This window comes from Thalassospira sp. GO-4 (assembly GCF_023588965.1).
Lineage (GTDB): Bacteria > Pseudomonadota > Alphaproteobacteria > Rhodospirillales > Thalassospiraceae > Thalassospira > Thalassospira povalilytica.
Map to the genome: position 1 here is coordinate 2252785 of NZ_CP097807.1, position 20264 is coordinate 2273048.

Sequence of the window (20264 nt, forward strand, 5' to 3'; positions counted from 1 at the left end):
AAATGCTGTCCTCGGAACTGGTGATTTTCGTTTCGCTGTTTTATGTCGGGCTGCTTTACACCATTGCCTGGTGGGGCGACAAACGGGCCCGCGATGGCCATTCCTGGGTCCGGAACCCGACGGTCTATACCCTGTCGATTGCGGTTTACTGCACATCCTGGACATTTTATGGCGCGGTCGGAACGGCGGCGCGCAACGGGCTGGAATATCTGACGATCTATCTTGGTCCGACGGTGATTTTCCTGGGCTGGTGGTTTTTGTTGCGCAAGATGCTGCGCATTTCCAAGGCACATCGCATCACCTCCATCGCCGACTTCATTTCATCGCGTTACGGCAAAAGCACCCAGCTTTCCGTGCTTGTCACCCTGATCGCGGTTGTTGGCACCACGCCCTATATCGCGCTTCAGCTCAAGGCGATTGCAACCAGCTATACGGTTTTGACCGTCTGGGACCATGGCATGGTCGAAACCGCGCAACACAGTCTCTCGATCTTTTCCGATAGCGGTTTCTGGGCGGCCCTTGGCCTGGCGCTGTTTGGCATTCTGTTTGGCACGCGTTTCATTGATGCCGATGAACATCACGAAGGCATGGTTGCCGCCATCGCCTTTGAAAGTCTGGTCAAGATGTTCGCCCTTCTGGCGGTCGGCATTTTTGTCTGCTTTGTGATGTATGGCGGGATCGGTGATTTGTTTGCACAGGCCGCGGCCAATCCCGATACAGCGCAATTGCTGCTTTTGCGCGAAGACAGTGCGCCGCGTTGGCTGACGCTTATGATGCTGTCGATGGCGGCAATCCTGTGCCTGCCCCGCCAGTTTCAGGTGATCATTGTTGAAAATGTCGATGAACGCCATCTTGCCACGGCCAGCTGGGCCTTTCCGCTTTATCTGTTGTTGATGAACCTGTTTGTGTTGCCCATCGCCCTTGCCGGGCTTGGCGCCCTGCCCGCCTGGGCGGATCCGGACTTTTTCGTCATTTCCGTGCCATTGTTTGAAAACCAGTCGATGCTGGCACTGCTGGCCTATGTCGGCGGACTTTCGGCCAGCACAAGCATGGTGATTGTTGCCACCATCGCATTGTCGACCATGGTTTGTAATGACCTGATTGTCCCCGCACTTTTGCGCATCAAGCCACTGCGCCTGACCGAACGCGATGATCTGACCGGACTTTTGATTTTCATCCGCCGCGCATCGATTGTTGTCGTGGTGTTTCTGGGCTTTGCCTATTACCGGTCGGCGGGGGCCACCGATGCACTGGCTGAAATCGGACTGATTTCCTTTGCCGCCACCGCACAATTCATTCCGATCATGATTGGTGGCCTTTACTGGAAAGGCGGCACCAAAACCGGCGCACAGGTCGGGCTTGTCGTCGGCTTTGCGCTTTGGGGATATACCCTGTTGCTGCCATCCCTTGCCGATAGTGGCTGGATGGACCCGGCCCTGATCCAGAACGGCGCATTCGGACATCCGTGGCTGCGCCCCGAAAACCTGCTGGGCCTGACCGGATTTGCCCCGCTGACCCATGCGCTGATCTGGTCGATTTCACTTAATACCGCCTTTTACGTGCTGATCAGCCTGTTCACCCAGCCAAGCGCACTTGAACGTATTCAGGCGACCCTGTTTGTCGATGCCTTTTCGCGCAAAGGCCAGGATACGGTGATCTGGCGATCATCAGCATCGATTGATGATCTGTATGAACTGGTTGAACGGTTTCTGGGACGCGAACGCGCCTTTCATTCGTTCCGCGAATTCGGCTGGGAAAAAGAAACATCCTGGCGCGGCAAAGGCGAAGCAGATGCCGACATGATTGCCTTTACCGAACGATTGCTTGCCGGGTCCATCGGGGCAGCATCGGCGCGCGTGATGGTGTCATCGGTTGCCAAGGGCGAAATGGTCAGTCTTGAAGAAGTCCTTGAGATCCTTGAAGAAACATCACATGTGATCGAATATTCCCAGCGGCTTGAACAAAAATCCCATGAACTGGAAAAAGCCGCCGCCGAATTGCGGGCCGCCAATGACCGGCTCAAGGAGCTTGACCGGCTTAAGGATGAATTCCTGACCATGGTCAGCCATGAATTCCGGACACCTTTGACATCGATCCGGTCATTTTCGGAAATTCTGGTCGATACTCCCAACCTTGAACATGACAAGGTCGAACATTTCCTGTCGATCATTGTCCGCGAAAGCGAACGCCTGACCCGCCTGATTGATGACCATCTTGATCTGGCCCGACTTGAAGCCGGACATTCAGACTGGCGCGCAGTTGATGTCGATCCGCGTACCGTGCTTGATGAAAGTGTCGAAGCGGTCAAGGGACTGTTTGACAGTCGCGCCGTGCAGCTCACGACCGAGTTTTCACGTCAGTCGGTATTGCTGCATGTTGATCGCGACCGCCTGACACAGGTGTTTATCAATCTTTTGTCCAATGCCGCCAAATTTGCCGATCCCGACCATCCCAGCGTCACGGTACGCGGTGAGGCCATGGATGGCGGATATCTGGTATCGATTACCGATAATGGCCGCGGGGTTGCCCAGACCGAACTTGAAACCATCTTCGACAAGTTTTCGCGCAGCGGCAAATATGCCGATGATCAGCCAAAACCATCCGGGTCGGGCCTTGGACTGGCGATTGCCCGCCATGTTGTCGAACATTGCCAGGGAAAAATATGGGCCGAAAGCCCGCCAGGTCAGGGCGCCACTTTCCGGGTATTCATTCCCGGCCAGATCATGGAGGCCATCGATGCGGTCCGCCCGGGCGTTTTCCGCACGGACAGTTTTGGCACCTGATCCCGAGCCCGTCTTCCCGATAGCGCCGATCAGCTGACCTTTTCCGGATCAAAAACCGTATTATCAAGGAAACTGTCCGGCCCGACAAAGGACCGGTCATCGGCATCATTTGCGCCTTCGACCCGCCAGTCATGTTTGGGCACTGCGACATCAAGATCAGCCACCGCCGCCCGATACAGATCGGGACGATAAACCTGGCGCACCACGGAATTAAGATCGGAATCTGCAGGCACCTGTCCCCAGCGTTTCATCTGTGTGCCAACCCAGCTTCCCTGCGACAGCCACGGGAAAGTGGCGGTATAGCGATAAAACACATGACGATCGGGGATATCGGTCGGGGCTTCGCCCGGGCGCAGAACCGGCCGCCCGCCCAGCGACGCCTTAAGAATTTCATAGGGCGCGCCGACATTGGATTCTTCGGACAACATTTGCGCCAATTCGGAACGATTGCCCGGCTGATCGGCCCATTCGGCGGCCCGCACAAGGGCCCGGACAAGACCCGATACCGTTTCCGGGCTGGAATTCACCCAGTCTTCGCGAATGCCCAGAACCTTTTCCGGGCTGCGCGGCCAGATATCATCCTTAAGCGCGACAATCACGCCATCGCCATGAAATACCGCGCGCTGGTTCCAGGGCTCACCCACGCAATAACCATCGACCCAGCCATTGCGCAGACTGTCAAACATGCGCGGCGGGGCAATCACACCGATATTCACGTCCCGGTCCGGATCAATCCCGGCCGCCGCCATCCAGTAGCGCAGCTCGTAATTATGGCTGGAGAACGGAAATACCGTCGCAAAAGACATGACCGGCCGACCCGCAGCCCGATCTTCATCAATCACCTTTTTGAGGGCGCGGCCCGAAAGTCCGCGCGGGCCATGCATTGCCGCCGGGTCGGCTTCAAGCATGCGCTGATACAGTCTGGTTGAAACCGTGATCGCATTTCCGCCGCGCCCCAATGCCATCGGCACGACAATATGCTGAACCGGGACCCCGCCAAGGCCAAGACGGGCCGCAATCGGGATGCCTGCCAGAAGATGGGCTGCTTCGAACACGCCATAGGACAGCTTGTCGCGAATGGCCGCCCATGACATTTCACGGACCAGTTCCAGATCAATATTTTCCTGCTCGGCAAAGCCCATCGCGCGCGCGACAACCGGTATGGCGCAATCAACAAGCGGGACAAAACCAAGACGAACCTTTTCAGCCATTCCTCAAAACTCCAACTGAAACGCCGTGATGACGCTTTGGGCGATCTCGTAAATCTTGCGATTCTGTTTCATGGCGTTCTTGCGCAGCAGCGCATAAGAATCTTCTTCGGACAGGCCCTTTTCCTTCATCAGGATGCCTTTGGCCCGTTCGATCAGTTTGCGTTCATTGAGTTTTGCCTGCGCCTCGTCGCGTTCGCGTCTGAGCTGATCAAAAACATTGAAGCGCGATATCGCCATTTCGACGATGGGACGAATGCGGTCCTGTCGCAGGCCGTCCACCACATAGGCACTGACCCCGGCCGATACGGCTTCCTGGATCATTGAGGCATCGCTTTGATCAACAAACATCGCGATCGGGCGTGCAATGGCGCGCGACACCTGAAACATCTGTTCAAGCGTGTCACGGTCCGGGTTTTCCAGATCAATAATGATGATATCAGGCGCCAGCGCCTGAATGCGTTCGACCAGATTATGTGACGTCCCGATACGGGCGACGCGGGCATATCCGCTTTCGACCAGGCCACGTTCGACAATGGCTGCGCGATCGGGATTCTCGTCAATTACCAGAATGTTATATTCTTCCAGCTTTACCAAAATTAACTCTAACTCCCTGACAACCCGGGTGGTCGCGTCTCTCTTTTGTTTTTAATTTCCGTCCCGTTTTCGGATCCGGATTGATGTCCGGGATGCGATATCCACCGCATCCCGAAAAGATCTGATTGGCGGAAACCTTATTCCGCCGGTACTGCCTGTGCCGGTGATGACGCAGCAAGGCGTTCGGCCTGTGCGCTTTCAAACCGTGCTTTTTCCTCGGCCTGGGTCGCGGCAGAGAACCGCACTGCCAGGGCCGCGAACGAGCAAACGATCACGGCACAGCCCAGATACAGAAGCCCTTCCTGATAGGTAAGTTCTTCGGACTTGAACAGGAAGCCCGCCGCAACCGCACCGGCATTGCCACCGGCACCAACGATACCGGCAACCGACCCCAGTGCCTTGCGATTGACAAACGGCACGATCCCGAAAGTCGCACCTTCGGACATCTGCACAAACAGCGAGAAGACGATCATCACGGCAACCGCAACAGCCAGTGCTTCCATCTGGGAGAAGGCAACAAGTGCGACACCTTCGATGAACAGCGCCATGAACAGAAATTTGACGCGGCCCGAAAGACCACCCTTGGCGGCAAATTTATCGGAAAACACACCGCCCAGCGTGCGGGCAAAGATGTTCATCAGACCGAACAGACCGGCAATCATGCCCGCCGTTGCCAGCGACAGTTCAAACTTGTCGAAGAAATAGATCGCCGCAATGTTGTTGATGGTCAGCTCAACACCAAAGCAGGCAGCATAGACCAGGAACAATGCCCAAACGCGATAATCGGAAACCGCGGCCATCATACCCTTGGCAGCACCGGCTGTATCATCTTCGGGTTTGAGCGCGCCGCTTTTGCGCATCTCGTCATAGTTGCCTTCCGGGCAATCCGTGGTGAAGACCCAGTAAAGAACAGCAACCACCAGCATGATCGCCCCCGGGAACACCATCGCCAGACGCCAGCCCATGGTTTCCGCAACCCCGAACCCAAGCACCATGGCAAGGATCAGCGGCATGACCATTTGGGTGACACCACCGCCAAGGTTACCCCAGCCGGCCGTCGTGGCATTTGCCGTGCCGACGACATTGGGGGCAAACATCATGGATGTATGATACTGGGTAATCACAAAGGATGCCCCGATCGCCCCGATGGCAAGACGCGCCAAAAGGAAAGTTTCATAGCTGTCGGCAAGACCGATCAGCATGACCGGAAGCGACCCCAGAACCAGAAGCCCGGTATAGGTCTTGCGCGGGCCGATCTTGTCGCAAAGCGGGCCGATCAGAAGCCGTACCAGAACCGTGATGGCAACCGATGCGATGATGGTGCTGCCGATTTCGCTTTTGGTAAGTCCGAGATCATCGCGTACCAGCGGCATCAACGGCGCGATCCCGAACCAGCCAAAGAAGCACAGGAAGAATGAAAGCCAGGTCAGGTGAAAAGTCCGCATCTGAACAGTCTTGAGACTGAAAAGATTTATGCGTGTAGCCTTGTTCTTGATTTCCATAATGTGAAGCCCTTCGTTTAGGTCGCGCAGAGCTTGCGAGATGCTGTGTACGACCGACGGTTTTTCCCCATGGGCCTCTTGCTTCATCTGATGGATTCCGCAGGCGACCCGTCATTCGTATCGGAAAGGCTGCGCGTCCATCGCGCTGCTGTTCCAAACGTCTGATCGTCCGCCGTTGGACGAAGAACTGTGAGCCACCCGTCGTTGGGCCTGCTTTCGTCAAAGCTGCTCACACGGGATGACATGCTGCAAACAGCGCGCCAGTTTTTTCGCGATGCGGGATAAAATTTGCAAATTGCTGGAATCCAATGGTTTTGGACGAACGCGCCTGCAAACAGCGATTTTGGATTTTGCCAAATTTCGCAATTTTGCACATTTTTTAATCTTGTCGATTTTGCGCTGTTTATTTTTTAATCAAAACCGATTATTCCCCGCATCACAACTCAACCATCCGGATTGTAATCCCCGTTAAATTACAGACGGTTGCAAGATAATTTTCACCGTTTTCCATTCTGGCACGGGACTTGAATATATCGGGGTATGAGCGCGGGCAGTGTCGCCTGCGGCTCCGGCCGAAAAGCCGATTGCATATATAAAGAATCCAAAGACGGGTTCACCGGATAACGACGTCCGTTGCGAAATGCCTTTTAAAAGAGCAGGCCGCATCGGGCGTTTTTTTTTGTGCCAACTTCGCATCCCGCGACGAGGAGCCAGAGACAAATGAACCACGTCCCTGCAAACATAAAAGCCGCAAAATCCCGCCTGGTTGTCATTGGCAACGGCATGGCCGGCATGAGAACGGTCGAAGAAATCCTGAACCGCGCACCGGACAAATACGACATCACGGTTTTCGGTGCCGAACCGCGCGTGAACTATAACCGCATCATGCTTTCGCCCCTGCTGTCGGGCGAAAAGAATTTTGACGAAATCGTCATCAACACCCCGGAATGGTATCGCGAAAACAACATCCATCTTTATTCCGGCGACCCAGTTGTTGAAATTGACCGTATCCGTAAGGTCGTCATTTCCAAAAGCGGCACGGAAACCGAATATGACCGCCTGTTGCTGGCCACCGGTTCGGACCCGATCATCATTCCGGTTCCCGGTCACAAGCTTTCTGGTGTTGTTACCTTCCGCGATGTCGATGATGTTGACGTCATGCTGGGTGCTGCGGCCAAGGGCGGCCCGGCCGTTGTGATTGGCGGCGGGCTTTTGGGTCTTGAAGCCGCGGTCGGCCTTCAGGCACGCGGCATGGATGTGACGGTTTTGCATCTGGCAGGGCACGTCATGGAACGCCAGCTTGATCCGTCGGCGGGTTACCTTTTGGCACAGGAACTTGAACGGCGCGGCATCGCGGTAATTACCGAGGCCGACACCGCCGAAATCGTCGGAACAGAAACCGTAACCGGCGTGCGCCTTAAGGACGGGCGCATGATCCCGGCTGATCTGGTGGTCATGGCTGTTGGCATTCGCCCCAACGGGCGCCTTGCCGCAGACACCGGCATCGCAGTCGAACGTGGCATTGTCGTTGACGATGTCATGACCACCAGTGACCCGGCGATCTTTGCGGTTGGCGAATGCGTACAGCATCGCGGCCAGTGTTATGGCCTTGTCGCACCGCTGTTTGAAATGGCGAAATCCTGTGCCGATCATTTGACCGAGATTGCGACCGATGGCTACGCCGGGTCGGTCACCTCGACCAAACTTAAGGTCACGGGTGTTGATGTCTTTTCCGCCGGCGATTTTTCAGGTGGCGGCAATACCGAGGAAATCGTGTTCCGCGATGCCGGACGGGGCGTTTACAAACGCATCGTTCTTGAAGACGGCAAGATCAAGGGCGCGGTTCTTTACGGCGACACCACCGATGGCGGCTGGTATTTCCAGCTGATGAAGGATGGACAGGATGTTACGGAACTGCGTGACACCCTTGCCTTTGGTCAGGCGTTTGCCGGGGGATCTGCCGGAAACCCTCTTGACGCCGTTGCAGCCCTGCCAGATGACGCAGAAATTTGTGGCTGTAACGGCGTTTGCAAAGGTTCCATCGTTGCTGCCATCACCGAAAAGGGCCTGACGACCCTTGATGAAGTCAAAGGCCACACCAAGGCGTCCGCGTCCTGCGGATCATGTGCGGGACTGGTTGAAAACCTGCTTGCCGCAACTCTTGGCGGTGATTATCAGGCCGCAACGGTCAAGCCGATCTGCACCTGCACCGATCATGATCATGACAGCGTGCGCCGCCTGATCATTGCCAAGGGCCTTAAATCCATGCCCGCCATCATGCAGGAACTGGAATGGAAATCATCCGATGGGTGCCATGTTTGCCGCCCGGCATTGAACTATTACCTTCTGGCTGCATGGCCGGGGGAATATGTCGATCATGGTGCATCACGTTTCATCAATGAACGCGTACACGCCAACATCCAGAAAGACGGCACCTATTCCGTGGTGCCGCGCATGTGGGGTGGCCTGACCAACCCGCGCGAACTGCGCGCGATTGCCGATGTCGCCGATAAATTCGACATCCCGACGGTCAAGGTTACCGGCGGTCAGCGCATTGATCTTTTGGGTGTGAAAAAGGAAGACCTTCCGGCGGTTTGGGCCGACCTTAATGCCGCAGGCATGGTATCGGGTCATGCCTATGGCAAGTCGCTTCGCACCGTCAAAACATGCGTCGGACAGGAATGGTGTCGCTTCGGCACCCAGATGTCGATGAGCATGGGGGTCGAACTTGAAAAAATGACCTGGGGGTCCTGGATGCCCCACAAGTTCAAAATGGCCGTATCGGGCTGTCCGCGCAACTGTGCCGAAGCCACCATCAAGGATTTCGGCGTGGTGGCAACCGATGGCGGCTGGGATTTGCATGTTGGGGGCAATGGCGGCATCCATGTCCGCGCGACCGAACTTCTGTGCAAGGTCACAACCGATGAAGAGGTCAAGGAATATTGCGGTGCCTTCATCCAGCTTTACCGCGAAGAAGCCCGTTATCTTGAACGCACCGCACCGTGGATCGAACGCGTTGGCCTGAAACATGTTCAGGAACGCGTTGTTGATGATGCCGAAAATCGCAAGGCCCTGTTTGATCGCTTCATGATCAGTCAGCAAACCGCCCAGAAAGACCCATGGGCCGAACGCGCATCCGAGGGCGTCGACGCCCACGAATTCAAACCCCTATCGATGGTCGCAGCGGAGTAAGACAGATGACGAACAATCTGACATGGGTAGAAGTCGGACCCGCTGCCAATATCCCGCAGCAAGGCGCGCGCACCCTGCAAACCCAAACCGATCGCATCGCGATTTTCAGAACCCTTGATGATCAGATCTTTGCCCTGCTTGATCGCTGCCCGCACAAGCAAGGCCCCCTGGCACAAGGCATCGTGCATGGCCATTTCGTCACCTGCCCGCTTCATAACATGGTGTTTTCGCTTGAAACCGGCGAGGCACAGGGCCCCGATGACGGCTGTGCCGCCAAGGTCGAATGCAAGGTCATTGACGGCATGGTGCGGGTTGGTCTGACCGAACTGCAAGCTGGATTGCGCCATGCGGGATGAGGTCAAAACAACCTGCCCCTATTGCGGTGTTGGCTGTGGCCTGATCATTTCGCCAACCCGTGACGGATGGGCTGTCGGCGGCGATCCCGACCACCCCGCAAACCTTGGGCGCATCTGCTCCAAGGGGGCGGCGTTGATCGATACCATCATGGCCGAGACCAAACGCGATTTTCGCCTGCTTGAACCCGAAGTCGATGGCAAACAGGTCGGCTGGAAAACCGCCATTGCCGAGACCGCCAATCGCCTGCGCGATACCATTGAAAAACATGGCCCGAAATCGGTGGCCTTTTACGTCTCCGGTCAGCTCCTGACCGAGGATTATTATGTCGCCAACAAACTGATCAAGGGCTTCATCGGGTCACCCCATATCGATACCAATTCACGTCTTTGCATGGCATCGACCGTGGTCGGACACAAGCGTGCCTTTGGGGCCGATGTGGTGCCCGGATGTTACGAAGATCTTGAAATCGCCGATCTGGTCATTCTGACCGGGTCAAATCTGGCATGGTGCCACCCGGTGCTTAATCAGCGCCTGCGTGCGGCCAGGGAAAAGCACGGCACAAAGATTGTCGTGATTGATCCAAGACGGACGGCAAGTTGCGATATTGCCGATTTGCACCTTGCCATCAAACCGGGCAGCGACGTTGCCCTGTTTAACGGTTTGCTGGCCTGGCTTGACCAGACCGGCAATACCGATCTTCGTTACGTCGCCCGCCATGTCAGCGGCTACGAACAAGCCGTGGCAGAGGCCCGTGCCGACTGCCCGGATATCGAGACAACCGCACAAAAATGCGGGCTCGACCAACAAGACAGCGCCGATGAAACCGGCTCAGGTCTGGGAAACCTGGAAACGTTGTTTAACTGGTTCGCGGCCTTTGATCGTACCGTCACGGTCTTTTCACAAGGCGTTAATCAGTCATCTAGCGGATCGGACAAGGTCAATGCGATCCTTAATTGCCATCTGGCAACCGGTCGTGTCGGAAAACCGGGTTCAAGCCCGTTTTCCGTCACTGGCCAACCCAATGCCATGGGCGGACGCGAAGTTGGCGGCCTTGCCAATCAGCTTGCCGCCCATATGAACCCCAATGACCCGGTCGATATTGATCGCGTCAGACGGTTCTGGAAATCCGATGCCCTTGAACCGGGCGAAGGATACAAGGCAGTCGACATGTTCCGCGCCATTGAAACCGGCGAAATCAAGGCCGTCTGGATCATGGCAACCAACCCGGCAGTCAGCCTTCCGGATGCGGATCGCGTGCGCCTTGCCCTGTCACGTTGCCCGCTGGTGATTGCATCCGATGTCGTCAATGACACCGACACATTGCGCCATGCCCATATCAAATTGCCCGCCACCGGATGGGCAGAAAAATCGGGCACCGTCACCAATTCCGAACGGCGCATATCGCGCCAACGCCCGTTCCGCGAGGCCCAGGGCAATGCCAAGCCCGACTGGTGGATCATGACCGAAGTCGCGCGTGCCATGGGATATGGCAAGGCTTTCAAATACAAGGATCCCGCCGATATCTTTGCCGAACATGCCGCCCTTTCGGAATTTGAAAATGACGGCATGCGGGCCTTTGATATCGGCATCTGGCATAAGGCCAGGAAATCGGCCTATGACGCGATGGAACCGTTTCAGTGGCCGGCTTCTCGCAAACATCAACCGACCAGCGGTTCCCAACGACTTTATGGTGATGGCATATTCACCACATCAAGCGGTCGGGCCAAAATGCTGGCTGTTGCGCATATTGCGCCGCAATCCCGAACCAGTCGCGACTTCCCGCTGACTGCCAATAGCGGCCGCTACCGCGATCAATGGCACACCATGACGCGCACCGGAACAGCGGCACGTCTTTCGGCCCATCGTCCGGAACCGCTGCTTGAAATCCATCCAAAGGACGCCGCCAAATTCGGGCTTTCGGATGGTGGCATTGCCCGGATCAAAAGCAGCCATGGTGCGTCCCTGATGCGGGTTCTGGTCACAGATGCGCAAATGCCCGGACAGGTTTTCATTCCGATGCACTGGAACGATATCTTTTCGGCAGCAGGCGGGATCGGTCGGCTTTTGCCCCCCAATGTTGATCCCCATTCCGGCCAGCCCGAAAGCAAACATATCCCCGTTGCCCTCGAACCATTTGTCCCGAAATGGCAGGGATTGCTGTTTTCAAGTACCCCGGTTGACCTTGGCAGCCTGCCCTATTGGGTGGCGGCGACCGGACCGGGCAGCATGATTTATGAAATCGCCGGGTCCGAACCGATGATATTCAAGTCCCTTTTGCCGATTGCGGCTAATGAGGATGACGAACAGGTCATTGAATATAGCGACAGCAAAAAGGGCGTTCATCGTTATGCCCGATTGAACGGTGATCGCGTTACCGGCGCCCTTTTCATCGGTCCGGACCGCCCGGCCCTTGGCCGGGATTGGGTTTCAAACCTGCTGGCAACCGATCAGGTCGCACCCCTGGAACGCAATGCCCTTCTGGCCGGGCGGATGCCCGATGCGGGCGCAATCAATGATCGCCTGATCTGTTCATGTTTCTCGGTCGGGCTGGCGGCCATCAGCCGTGCCATTTCTGATCAGAATGCCGTAACCGCCGCCGATATTGGCCGTTTGCTTCAGGCCGGGACCGGGTGCGGTTCGTGCCTGCCGGAAATAAAGGAGATTCTCGATGACGCATTACCGCGCGCCGCAGAATAATCGCGGGCTTACGCCAGATGTTGCTGCCCATGCTGCGACATCTGAAAACTTCACCTATTTTCCGGCCTTCATACACGTGACCGGCAAAAAGGTATTGGTGCTGGGCGGCGGCGAAGTCGCGCTTGGCAAGCTGCGCCTGCTTGTGCGCAGTCAGGCAAAGATCACGGTCGTCGCACATGAAATCTGCGACGACATTGCCGTGATGGTGGACGAAGGGCGGATCGTTTGGGAAAGCGCGCCCTTCGTCGACACCATGATCAACCGGGCGGTCATGGTATTTGATGCCTCCGATGATCCGTATTTGACCGCACGGGTGCAGGCCGCGACCAGACGGCGCAACATCCTTTTGAATGTGGTCGACAAGACCGCGCATTGCGATTTCATCGTGCCGGCAATCCTTGATCGCGCACCGGTAATGATCACGATATCAACCGGTGCCTGCGCCCCGGCCCTTGCGCGCATCATCCGGCAGCGCCTTGAAACCGTCCTTCCGGCATCCATGGCACAACTGGCCCGTATTGCCCGCGATGCCCGACAAAAGGTCGCCGATCACCTTCATGACAATGTGTCACGCCAGCGGTTCTGGACCCATTTTTTCCAGCGCGGACTGCAAGAATCCCCGACCGGCACCGCACGCGACAGCGATATTGACCATGCCCTGCGCCAGTTCGTTCCCGATGGCAGCAGCGCAACCGTCCCCGGCGGGCAGATCATGAATGCCGAAATCCATGCCGATACTGCCTTTGATCTTCCGCACGGCATCGCACGCGCGATTGAAACCGCCGATATCGTCTTTCACGAAGACCACATTGCCGAAAATATCCTGACGCTTGCCCGGCGCGATGCCACCCTGATCCCGATTGGCTGCATCAGCCTTGATCACGACCCCGACGCCAAACGTGACAGCATCGAACAGCAAACCAGAATTTTCGCCCGACAGGGTTTCAATATCGTTACCCTGACCCAGGCGATCACGCACTAGAGCATCCTGACGTCCATCCGGTTCACCCTGTGGATTATGGCTCCCCGTATTCCACAAAAACTGAAGGCGCGCAAAGTACCCCCTGCGCGCCTTTCTTTTTGCCAGAAGGGCAAAAGTTATTTCATCGTCGGCATGACGAATTCCGCACCCTTGCGAATGCCGGTCGGCCAGCGCGAAGTGATGGTTTTCAGTTTAGTGTAGAAACGCACACCTTCGGGACCATGCATGTGATGATCGCCAAACAGCGATGCTTTCCAGCCGCCAAACGAATGGAACGCCATCGGAACCGGGATTGGAACGTTAATGCCGACCATACCGGTCTGGGTACGTGCGGCAAATTCACGCGCCGTATCGCCATCACGGGTAAAGATCGCAGTACCGTTGCCATATTCGTGGCTATCGACAAGGTTGGCAGCGGTTTCGTAATCATCGGCGCGAACAACCGACAGAACCGGGCCAAAGATTTCTTCCTTGTAGATGCTCATATCCGGGGTGACGTCATCAAACAAGGTGCCCCCGACAAAGTAGCCTTCTTCATAGCCCTGAAGCTTGATATCGCGGCCATCAACGACCAGCTTTGCACCTTCTTCGACACCCTTGTTGATATAGCCGACCACCTTGTCACGATGGGCTGCCGTTACCAGCGGCCCCATTTCAGCCGCCGGATCGGTCCCCGGTGCAACGCGCAGTTCATTGATACGCGGTACCAGCTTTTCAATCAGGGTATCTGCCGTTGCCTTGCCAACCGGCACGGCAACCGAAATGGCCATGCAACGTTCGCCAGCCGACCCGTATGCAGCCCCCATCAGGGCATCGACCGCCTGATCCATGTCGGCATCCGGCATAATGATCATGTGGTTTTTCGCACCGCCAAGCGCCTGACAACGTTTGCCCTGCGCGGTTGCGGTTTCATAGATGTATTTGGCAATCGGGGTCGACCCGACAAAGCTGATCGCGGTGACGTCCGGATCAAACAGAAGCGCATCAACCGCTTCCTTGTCGCCCTGAACAACGTTGAATACGCCATCAGGAAGACCGGCCTCGGTCAGCCATTCAGCCAGCAAAAGGGATGCAGACGGATCACGTTCGGACGGTTTGAGGATAAAGCAGTTACCGCATGCAAGTGCAACCGGGAACATCCACATCGGCACCATGGCCGGGAAGTTGAACGGCGTGATACCGGCAACGATCCCCAACGGCTGACGCACCGAATGGCTGTCGACCTTGGTACCGACATTTTCGGTGAACTCACCCTTGAGCAATTGCGGCGCGCCGGTTGCAAATTCGACAACCTCGATCCCGCGGGTGACTTCGCCCAGCGCATCGGACAGAACCTTGCCATGTTCTGCGGTGATTGCCGCGGCCAGCTCTTCGGAACGGTCTTCAAGAATGCCAAGAAACTTGTTGAGGATACGCGAACGGCGAAGTGGTGTGGTGTTGGCCCATTCATCACGAACAGCCGCAGCCGATTCAACAGCCGCACGCACTTCGGATTTGGATGCAAGATCAACCGTGCCGCTTTGTGCGCCGGTTGCCGGATTAAAGACAGCAGCAGAACGACCGGATTTACCGGCGACGCGCTTGCCATTGATGTAATGGGTGATCTGGGTCGACATGGGGTTCCTCCCGACTAAACCTGATTTCGGATTGCCTGATTTCATCACCGGCAAACTGGACCCATTATGACTATGCACTGCAATGCACATCAATTATCATTCCTGCAAATTCGATATGCAAAAATTAAAGTCATCAGAGGTCATTCACCGTAATGGATTGGGATCGCTTCCGCATTTTCCTTGCCGTCGCCAGGCAGGGTCAAATCCTGGCCGCTGCACGCCAGCTTGGCCTGAACCATGCAACGGTCGGACGGCAACTGACCGCCCTTGAACAGGAACTTGGCACCAAGCTGATTGACCGGCGCACCACCGGATCGGAATTGACCACCGCGGGGCGCGAATTGATGGCCGCGGCGGAGGCCGCTGAATCTGCCTTTCTGCGGGCCGGGACCGCTGTTTCGAACCAGTCCGAAGTCATCAGCGGCACGGTCCGGGTTGGTGTACCCGATGGATTGGGGAACTATTTTTTGGCAAGTGAGTTGGCTCACTTTGCGGCGAATCACCCGGATCTGGTGATCCAGATTGTGCCGCTGCCACGCACATTTTCCCTGTCACAACGAGAAGCCGACATCGCCATCACCCTTGATCGCCCCAAACAGGGACGGCTGGTGATCAAGAAGCTGACCGACTATACGCTCAGCGTCTATGCCAGCCGGGATTATATCGAACGTTACGGGGATGTTCGGACGGAGGCCGACCTGTCAGACCGGCTGTTTGTCACCCATATCGAAGACCTGATTTACAGCCGTGCGCTTGATTATGCTGCCCGGCTTGGCAAATTGATGAAACGTCGCTTTGAATGCGGCAGCGTGGTCGCCCAGATGGAAGCCGTGCGCAACGGACATGGCATCGGCATCCTGCATGATTATGCCACCGATGGCGTGCCTGATCTTGTGCGTTTGCTGCCTGAAATCCGCTTTACCCGCAATTACTGGATGCTTCAGCACCCTGACACCAAGGATACGCGCAGCGTTGCGTCGGTCGCGGAATATATCACGCGTGTTGTCCGCGCAGCGCGCGACCGGTTCGTCATGAGCTAACCCACCAAACCCAAACCCGAATCCGAGGCCATAAACCCGTCCCCGAAACGACATCAGGCACAAAGACAGGATCTGTCCTTGTGCCTGGATGGGGTCCGCTTTTGCGGGCGTATCTGACAGTCAAAGACCGGCCAGATCAAATATTAATGACCAATGGTCAATGTTTACGCCAGTCAAATTCGATCACTTGCTGATCGGACAGGCTCCGCAATTTTTCTTCGAAATAACCGCGGATCTGATCAAGGCCCTTACCGTCGGAAGCCGACATCGCGACAGTCAGGAAAGATGAGCTGGCAGAGATTTCACAAACCCCGTCCTCAAAGGCCAGAAGACCCTTGTTTGCATCGCGCAGTTCACCATGAACCGGTTCCTGCACAGAACCAAGAAAGCCTTCAAGATAGCGGGGGGCGTTGCGTAGATAGATATCCGCAAAACAATAATTGGCGTCCATATCCTGATCCAATTCCATATCCGGATGGTTTGTCATTTCCGATGATTCCGCCGGGGCATCATCATCCTTATCTTGGCCGGTACCCTGTGCCTTGATTATCCGGTCAGACATGCACAAACCCATTTCTTCCAATGGCGCATATAATGCACCAAACGAATCCCCATTACCCCTATCACCTGCATAGCACAGAATACATGCACGCGACAATAGTGACCAGCGGTCACTAAAATGTGAGCTTTAATGTAGAGACCACATTTTCTAAAGCGGAAAATGTCTCAAAATAGTCTAAGCGCAACCCGTCATGGCGATTTTTTTCATAAAAATCTTATTTTCTGCCAATTCGATGACGATCAAAAATCAAAAATGTCATAAAAATCCCATGAAACCAGCGACCTGCACCTTGGGACGCAGCCGCAAAAAATCACGAAATGGCGACTCCATGCACGAAACTTACGGCTCTTGGGACCAGCTTTGACCGCATCGGAACAGGGCCAAACCAGTTCTTTCCACGACGGCATGACACCCCGGCATGACAAACCAAACCGTCGGGATCACCAACCAGCCGCACAGATACACCCGCAGTCATGGCTTGGACATACCCAAGGCACGCCATTTCGCCATGCAGGACAACCGGCCTATGCTGAACACGTGACCATGCAAGACAGCGCGCCAACTGATGTGTTTCTGGATGGTTAGCCGCGCGATATCGCGATCCTTCAGAACGCCGTCACGACAAGGTGGCCTGCAAAACCCGCTGGCAGTTTCGGTACATGCTCCACGATTGGCGACACCCTTTTTTGTGCCTGCGGGTCGGTAATTCCCGTGGCTTTGAAAACCGCTTCATAGCGGCACCAAGCATGATAGAAATCATCAAGGCTGGTTGATCGCGGCAGCAACAATTGCTCTGCCATGTCGGCAACCGGCCGGCGGGCGTCCTTATATTCAATGTCGATACCGACCGAAATGCCCGGACGTGTCGCCAGCGCGACCGCAATCACGTGCCGGGAATGGCTGATCGAGGCCGATAGATTTGCCCCATCCCGATCAATCCCCCGAACCCAGGGTCGCCCATCGGCATCCTTGAAAACAAGTCCCTGTCCGTCGCCGAGATCATGACCAATGTCATCATGCGGCCCCGCATCCTGTATCCCGGCACGGGGCAAATCAGCACTTTCGGAAATGACTTTTCTGGCAAGAAGCCCCAGCAATTCATGTGCGAGCGCCGACATTTCCCGGCGTGACGACCGGGCAGTCGGCAACTCGGCCCCATGGGTGCGGATCGCGTAAACAATCCCTTCATCCAAAGCTGAACAATGCTTCATTCCCGGCAAACGGTCGATCCCAAAAGTGGTACTTGTCGCCACCAGCACAATCCATTATTGCTGAACTCTGGTCACACGAGCACGGTCAGAAGCAATGAAAAATCATGCTTTCCGGCCAATCATGACTGCGATCAATTGAATTCGTTTTCACCAAAGAATCAAGGCAGATCAAAATGCGTAGCTTGAAACTTGCAGCAGTTGCCATCGTTTTTGCGGCACTCAGTGCCTGCACGGCAACTGTTCAGAACTTTTCGAACCAGCCCTTCCCGAGCGATGTCGAAAAGCTCAGCATGGAAGAAATTGAAGCAACCATCATCGAAGCCGCATCTGCACGCGACTGGATTGTTCAGCGCGAAGGCGAGGGACATCTCAAGGCAACCTACGCACCGCGTTCGCATAGCGCAGAAGTTGCCATCGCCTTTGATAAAAAGAACTATTCGATCATTTATGTCGACAGCACCAATCTGAACTATAATGGCACCCAGATTCACCGGAACTATAACCGTTGGGTCAACAACCTGAGACAGGATATCCTGCGTGCGGTCTCTGCCCGCGCCGCACTTGCCAACTAGGACTTCAGATGACGCTGCTTTGCGCCTGCCTGCCCTGCTGGGCTTTTTGGGAAAATACCGATGGTCAGGCCACCCTGACCACAAAGGGTGACGGGGATCCCCGGATCACAACCGAACCATCGGATCCCGGCCAACTGGCGCGCAGCATCAAACCAGCCTGGCGGCGGCGACTGGACCTGTTTGGTCGCGCCGCCGCCGAGGTGCTGTCCCACACACTCCAGACCACCGAAAATCCGCGCATCGTTTTCTGTTCGCGCCACGGCAATATCGACCGCACGGTCAAACTCCTTCATCAGGTTGCTACCGATGATGCCGTTTCCCCCGCCGATTTCAGCATGTCGGTCCATAATGCGTTTATCGGGGTGGCATCCATCAACTGGTCGATCACCGAAAGCCATACGGCCATTTCCGCCGGGGATGACAGCCTGATTGCCGCACTGACCGAAACACTTGCGCAACTTGCATCAGATGCACGGCCGGTCATTCTGTGTTTTGTCGATCTTCCCTTGCCGGAAATCTATAATGATCAAACTACACAGTCCGATCAGGGCATGGCACTTGCCATCCGTTTTGATCCGCAAAATGGCGATCGCAATAGCGATCATGATGGCGAGCTGTATCGTTTCAAAAACCTGACCACAGACGAACGCAGCACGCTTTCGCCCGCAAGCGCCATTGACCATGGCAAGGCACTGGTTGATCTTTTATCGTCACGTCAGAACGATATTCGTATTACCGGAAAATCAAGCGCCTGGACCATCACACGCCATGACTAAACCCGCCCTGGCCCAGCACCCCGACGCCCCGGATCATCCCCGCACGCAAGCGCCCGAACAAACGGTGACGGGCGCCAGACCGACGCGCGACACGCACCCGGACAAGCCCAGCAATACCAGCAAAACCCCGTCCCGTCAGGCCCGTGGGATTAACTGGTACTGGCGGTTATTTGCCACCGGATTTGCCTTTTGCAGTTTCGGGCTTGGCGGGCTGTTGATGGCACTTACGATTTTTCCGGCCATGATGGTGGTTCTGCAAAACCGCGCCAGACGCCGCAAATACGCGCAATTTGTCATTTGCCGCGGATTTCGGCTGTTTACCTGGATGCTCGATATCACCGGGGTCGCCGGTGTAGAAGCACATAATGTTGATCGTTTGCGCACTGCGCGCGGCGCACTGATCATTGCCAATCACCCGACCCTGCTTGATGTGGTGATGATCCTGTCACGGATGGACAGATGCCAGTGCGTGGTCAAGCACGAGCTGTTTCGCAACCCGTTCCTGTTCGGGGTGGTGCGCGCAGCAGGTTTCATCCGCAATGACGACAATCCGGAAAACTTGATTGTTCAAGCCCGTCATCATCTGGCCGCCGGGGCGAATATCATGATCTTTCCCGAAGGCACCCGGACCCCGCCGAAATGCAAGCTCGGCAAGCTTCAGCGCGGGGCTGCAAACATCGCGATAGAGACACAAGCCGACTTGATTCCTGTGGTTGTACACTGTAATCACGATACGTTGAAAAAAGGGGTCCCGTGGTATCGTATTCCGCCGTCCAAAATCCAATTCCGGCTGGAAGTTGATCCCCCCATCTTATTTAACGACATACATGATCCCGGGTTGCCGCGGGCGAAGCAATCGCGCGCGCTGACCCGGTTCATCAAAGAATATATCTTGAGCAGATTGAAACATGACTTCGCTGGAAACAGAACTTAAAGCCTTCATCATCGAGACCCTTAATCTTGAAGATGTGCAGGTCGACGATATCGACAGCACCGAAGCCCTGTTTGTTGATGGGCTGGGCCTTGATTCCATCGATGCCCTGGAACTTGGCGTCGCGCTTCAGAAAAAATACGATGTGCGCATTGATGCCAAAGACGAAAACGTCAAAACGCATTTTGCCTCTGTACGCAATCTGGCGACCTTCATCCAGTCAGAGAAAGGGGCGTAA

16 protein-coding genes are annotated in these 20264 nt (G+C 55.7%); 10 read left to right on the forward strand and 6 right to left on the reverse strand.

Going from position 1 to position 20264, the window contains the following annotated elements; all coding sequences use genetic code 11:
• The first annotated feature begins 2 nt into the window (after positions 1 to 2).
• Positions 3 to 2783, forward strand: a complete 2781-nt coding sequence (locus tag M9H61_RS10460; RefSeq protein ID WP_250284978.1) for a sensor histidine kinase — start codon at positions 3 to 5, stop codon at positions 2781 to 2783.
• 29 nt (positions 2784 to 2812) lie between these two features.
• Here M9H61_RS10460 and M9H61_RS10465 read toward each other — a convergent pair whose 3' ends face one another.
• From M9H61_RS10465 to M9H61_RS10475, 3 genes are all read right to left on the reverse strand, one after another.
• Entirely contained in the window at positions 2813 to 3994 is a 1182-nt protein-coding gene (locus M9H61_RS10465; RefSeq protein ID WP_068516980.1) for a CmpA/NrtA family ABC transporter substrate-binding protein, read from the reverse strand.
• A gap of 3 nt (positions 3995 to 3997) precedes the next feature.
• A complete protein-coding gene (locus M9H61_RS10470) occupies positions 3998 to 4588 on the reverse strand; it encodes an ANTAR domain-containing response regulator (RefSeq protein WP_068516981.1) in 591 nt (196 codons plus the stop codon).
• Positions 4589 to 4725: 137 nt separating this feature from the next.
• Positions 4726 to 6033, reverse strand: coding sequence for a NarK family nitrate/nitrite MFS transporter (locus tag M9H61_RS10475; RefSeq protein WP_250284980.1), 1308 nt, complete (start codon positions 6031 to 6033; stop codon positions 4726 to 4728).
• A gap of 777 nt (positions 6034 to 6810) precedes the next feature.
• On the opposite strand from M9H61_RS10475, the gene nirB reads away from it, so the two are divergent.
• From nirB to M9H61_RS10495, 4 genes are read left to right on the forward strand one after another with little or no spacing between them, the layout of a single operon-like run.
• The gene (gene nirB, locus M9H61_RS10480) at positions 6811 to 9282 is read left to right on the forward strand and encodes a nitrite reductase large subunit NirB (RefSeq protein ID WP_250284982.1); all 2472 of its coding nucleotides are present in this window, start codon (positions 6811 to 6813) and stop codon (positions 9280 to 9282) included.
• A gap of 5 nt (positions 9283 to 9287) precedes the next feature.
• Positions 9288 to 9638: a nitrite reductase small subunit NirD gene (gene nirD / locus M9H61_RS10485; RefSeq protein ID WP_068516984.1), complete on the forward strand. Its 351-nt coding sequence runs from the start codon at positions 9288 to 9290 to the stop codon at positions 9636 to 9638.
• On the forward strand, positions 9628 to 12336 hold the full coding sequence (locus tag M9H61_RS10490) for a nitrate reductase (RefSeq protein ID WP_250284984.1): 2709 nt from the start codon (positions 9628 to 9630) through the stop codon (positions 12334 to 12336). Before nirD ends, M9H61_RS10490 begins: the two co-directional genes overlap by 11 nt.
• A complete protein-coding gene (locus M9H61_RS10495; RefSeq protein WP_250284986.1) occupies positions 12308 to 13318 on the forward strand; it encodes a siroheme synthase in 1011 nt (336 codons plus the stop codon). The genes M9H61_RS10490 and M9H61_RS10495 overlap by 29 nt, the downstream gene beginning before the upstream one ends.
• Positions 13319 to 13434: 116 nt before the next feature.
• Here the strand turns inward: M9H61_RS10495 and M9H61_RS10500 are convergent, their stop codons facing one another.
• Positions 13435 to 14934, reverse strand: a complete 1500-nt coding sequence (locus tag M9H61_RS10500) for a CoA-acylating methylmalonate-semialdehyde dehydrogenase (RefSeq protein WP_114113052.1) — start codon at positions 14932 to 14934, stop codon at positions 13435 to 13437.
• A gap of 152 nt (positions 14935 to 15086) precedes the next feature.
• Between M9H61_RS10500 and M9H61_RS10505 the strand changes: the two genes are divergently transcribed.
• The gene (locus M9H61_RS10505) at positions 15087 to 15974 is read left to right on the forward strand and encodes a LysR family transcriptional regulator (RefSeq protein WP_206928156.1); all 888 of its coding nucleotides are present in this window, start codon (positions 15087 to 15089) and stop codon (positions 15972 to 15974) included.
• A 157-nt stretch (positions 15975 to 16131) separates the two neighbouring features.
• Here the strand turns inward: M9H61_RS10505 and M9H61_RS10510 are convergent, their stop codons facing one another.
• Together M9H61_RS10510 and M9H61_RS10515 are read right to left on the reverse strand one after the other, a co-directional pair.
• The gene (locus tag M9H61_RS10510; RefSeq protein WP_068516989.1) at positions 16132 to 16536 is read right to left on the reverse strand and encodes a DUF2218 domain-containing protein; all 405 of its coding nucleotides are present in this window, start codon (positions 16534 to 16536) and stop codon (positions 16132 to 16134) included.
• A gap of 605 nt (positions 16537 to 17141) precedes the next feature.
• Positions 17142 to 17729 carry a 4'-phosphopantetheinyl transferase superfamily protein gene (locus tag M9H61_RS10515; protein ID WP_250284987.1) on the reverse strand — a complete coding sequence of 196 codons (588 nt, stop codon included), beginning with the start codon at positions 17727 to 17729 and terminating at the stop codon, positions 17142 to 17144.
• A 191-nt stretch (positions 17730 to 17920) separates the two neighbouring features.
• On the opposite strand from M9H61_RS10515, the gene M9H61_RS10520 reads away from it, so the two are divergent.
• From M9H61_RS10520 to M9H61_RS10535, 4 genes are read left to right on the forward strand one after another with little or no spacing between them, the layout of a single operon-like run.
• The gene (locus tag M9H61_RS10520; RefSeq protein ID WP_250284989.1) at positions 17921 to 18319 is read left to right on the forward strand and encodes a hypothetical protein; all 399 of its coding nucleotides are present in this window, start codon (positions 17921 to 17923) and stop codon (positions 18317 to 18319) included.
• Between the two features lie 8 nt (positions 18320 to 18327).
• Entirely contained in the window at positions 18328 to 19095 is a 768-nt protein-coding gene (locus tag M9H61_RS10525) for a beta-ketoacyl synthase chain length factor (RefSeq protein ID WP_250284991.1), read from the forward strand.
• On the forward strand, positions 19001 to 20029 hold the full coding sequence (locus tag M9H61_RS10530) for a 1-acyl-sn-glycerol-3-phosphate acyltransferase (RefSeq protein WP_250284993.1): 1029 nt from the start codon (positions 19001 to 19003) through the stop codon (positions 20027 to 20029). Before M9H61_RS10525 ends, M9H61_RS10530 begins: the two co-directional genes overlap by 95 nt.
• A complete protein-coding gene (locus M9H61_RS10535) occupies positions 20004 to 20264 on the forward strand; it encodes a phosphopantetheine-binding protein (protein ID WP_068516994.1) in 261 nt (86 codons plus the stop codon). Before M9H61_RS10530 ends, M9H61_RS10535 begins: the two co-directional genes overlap by 26 nt.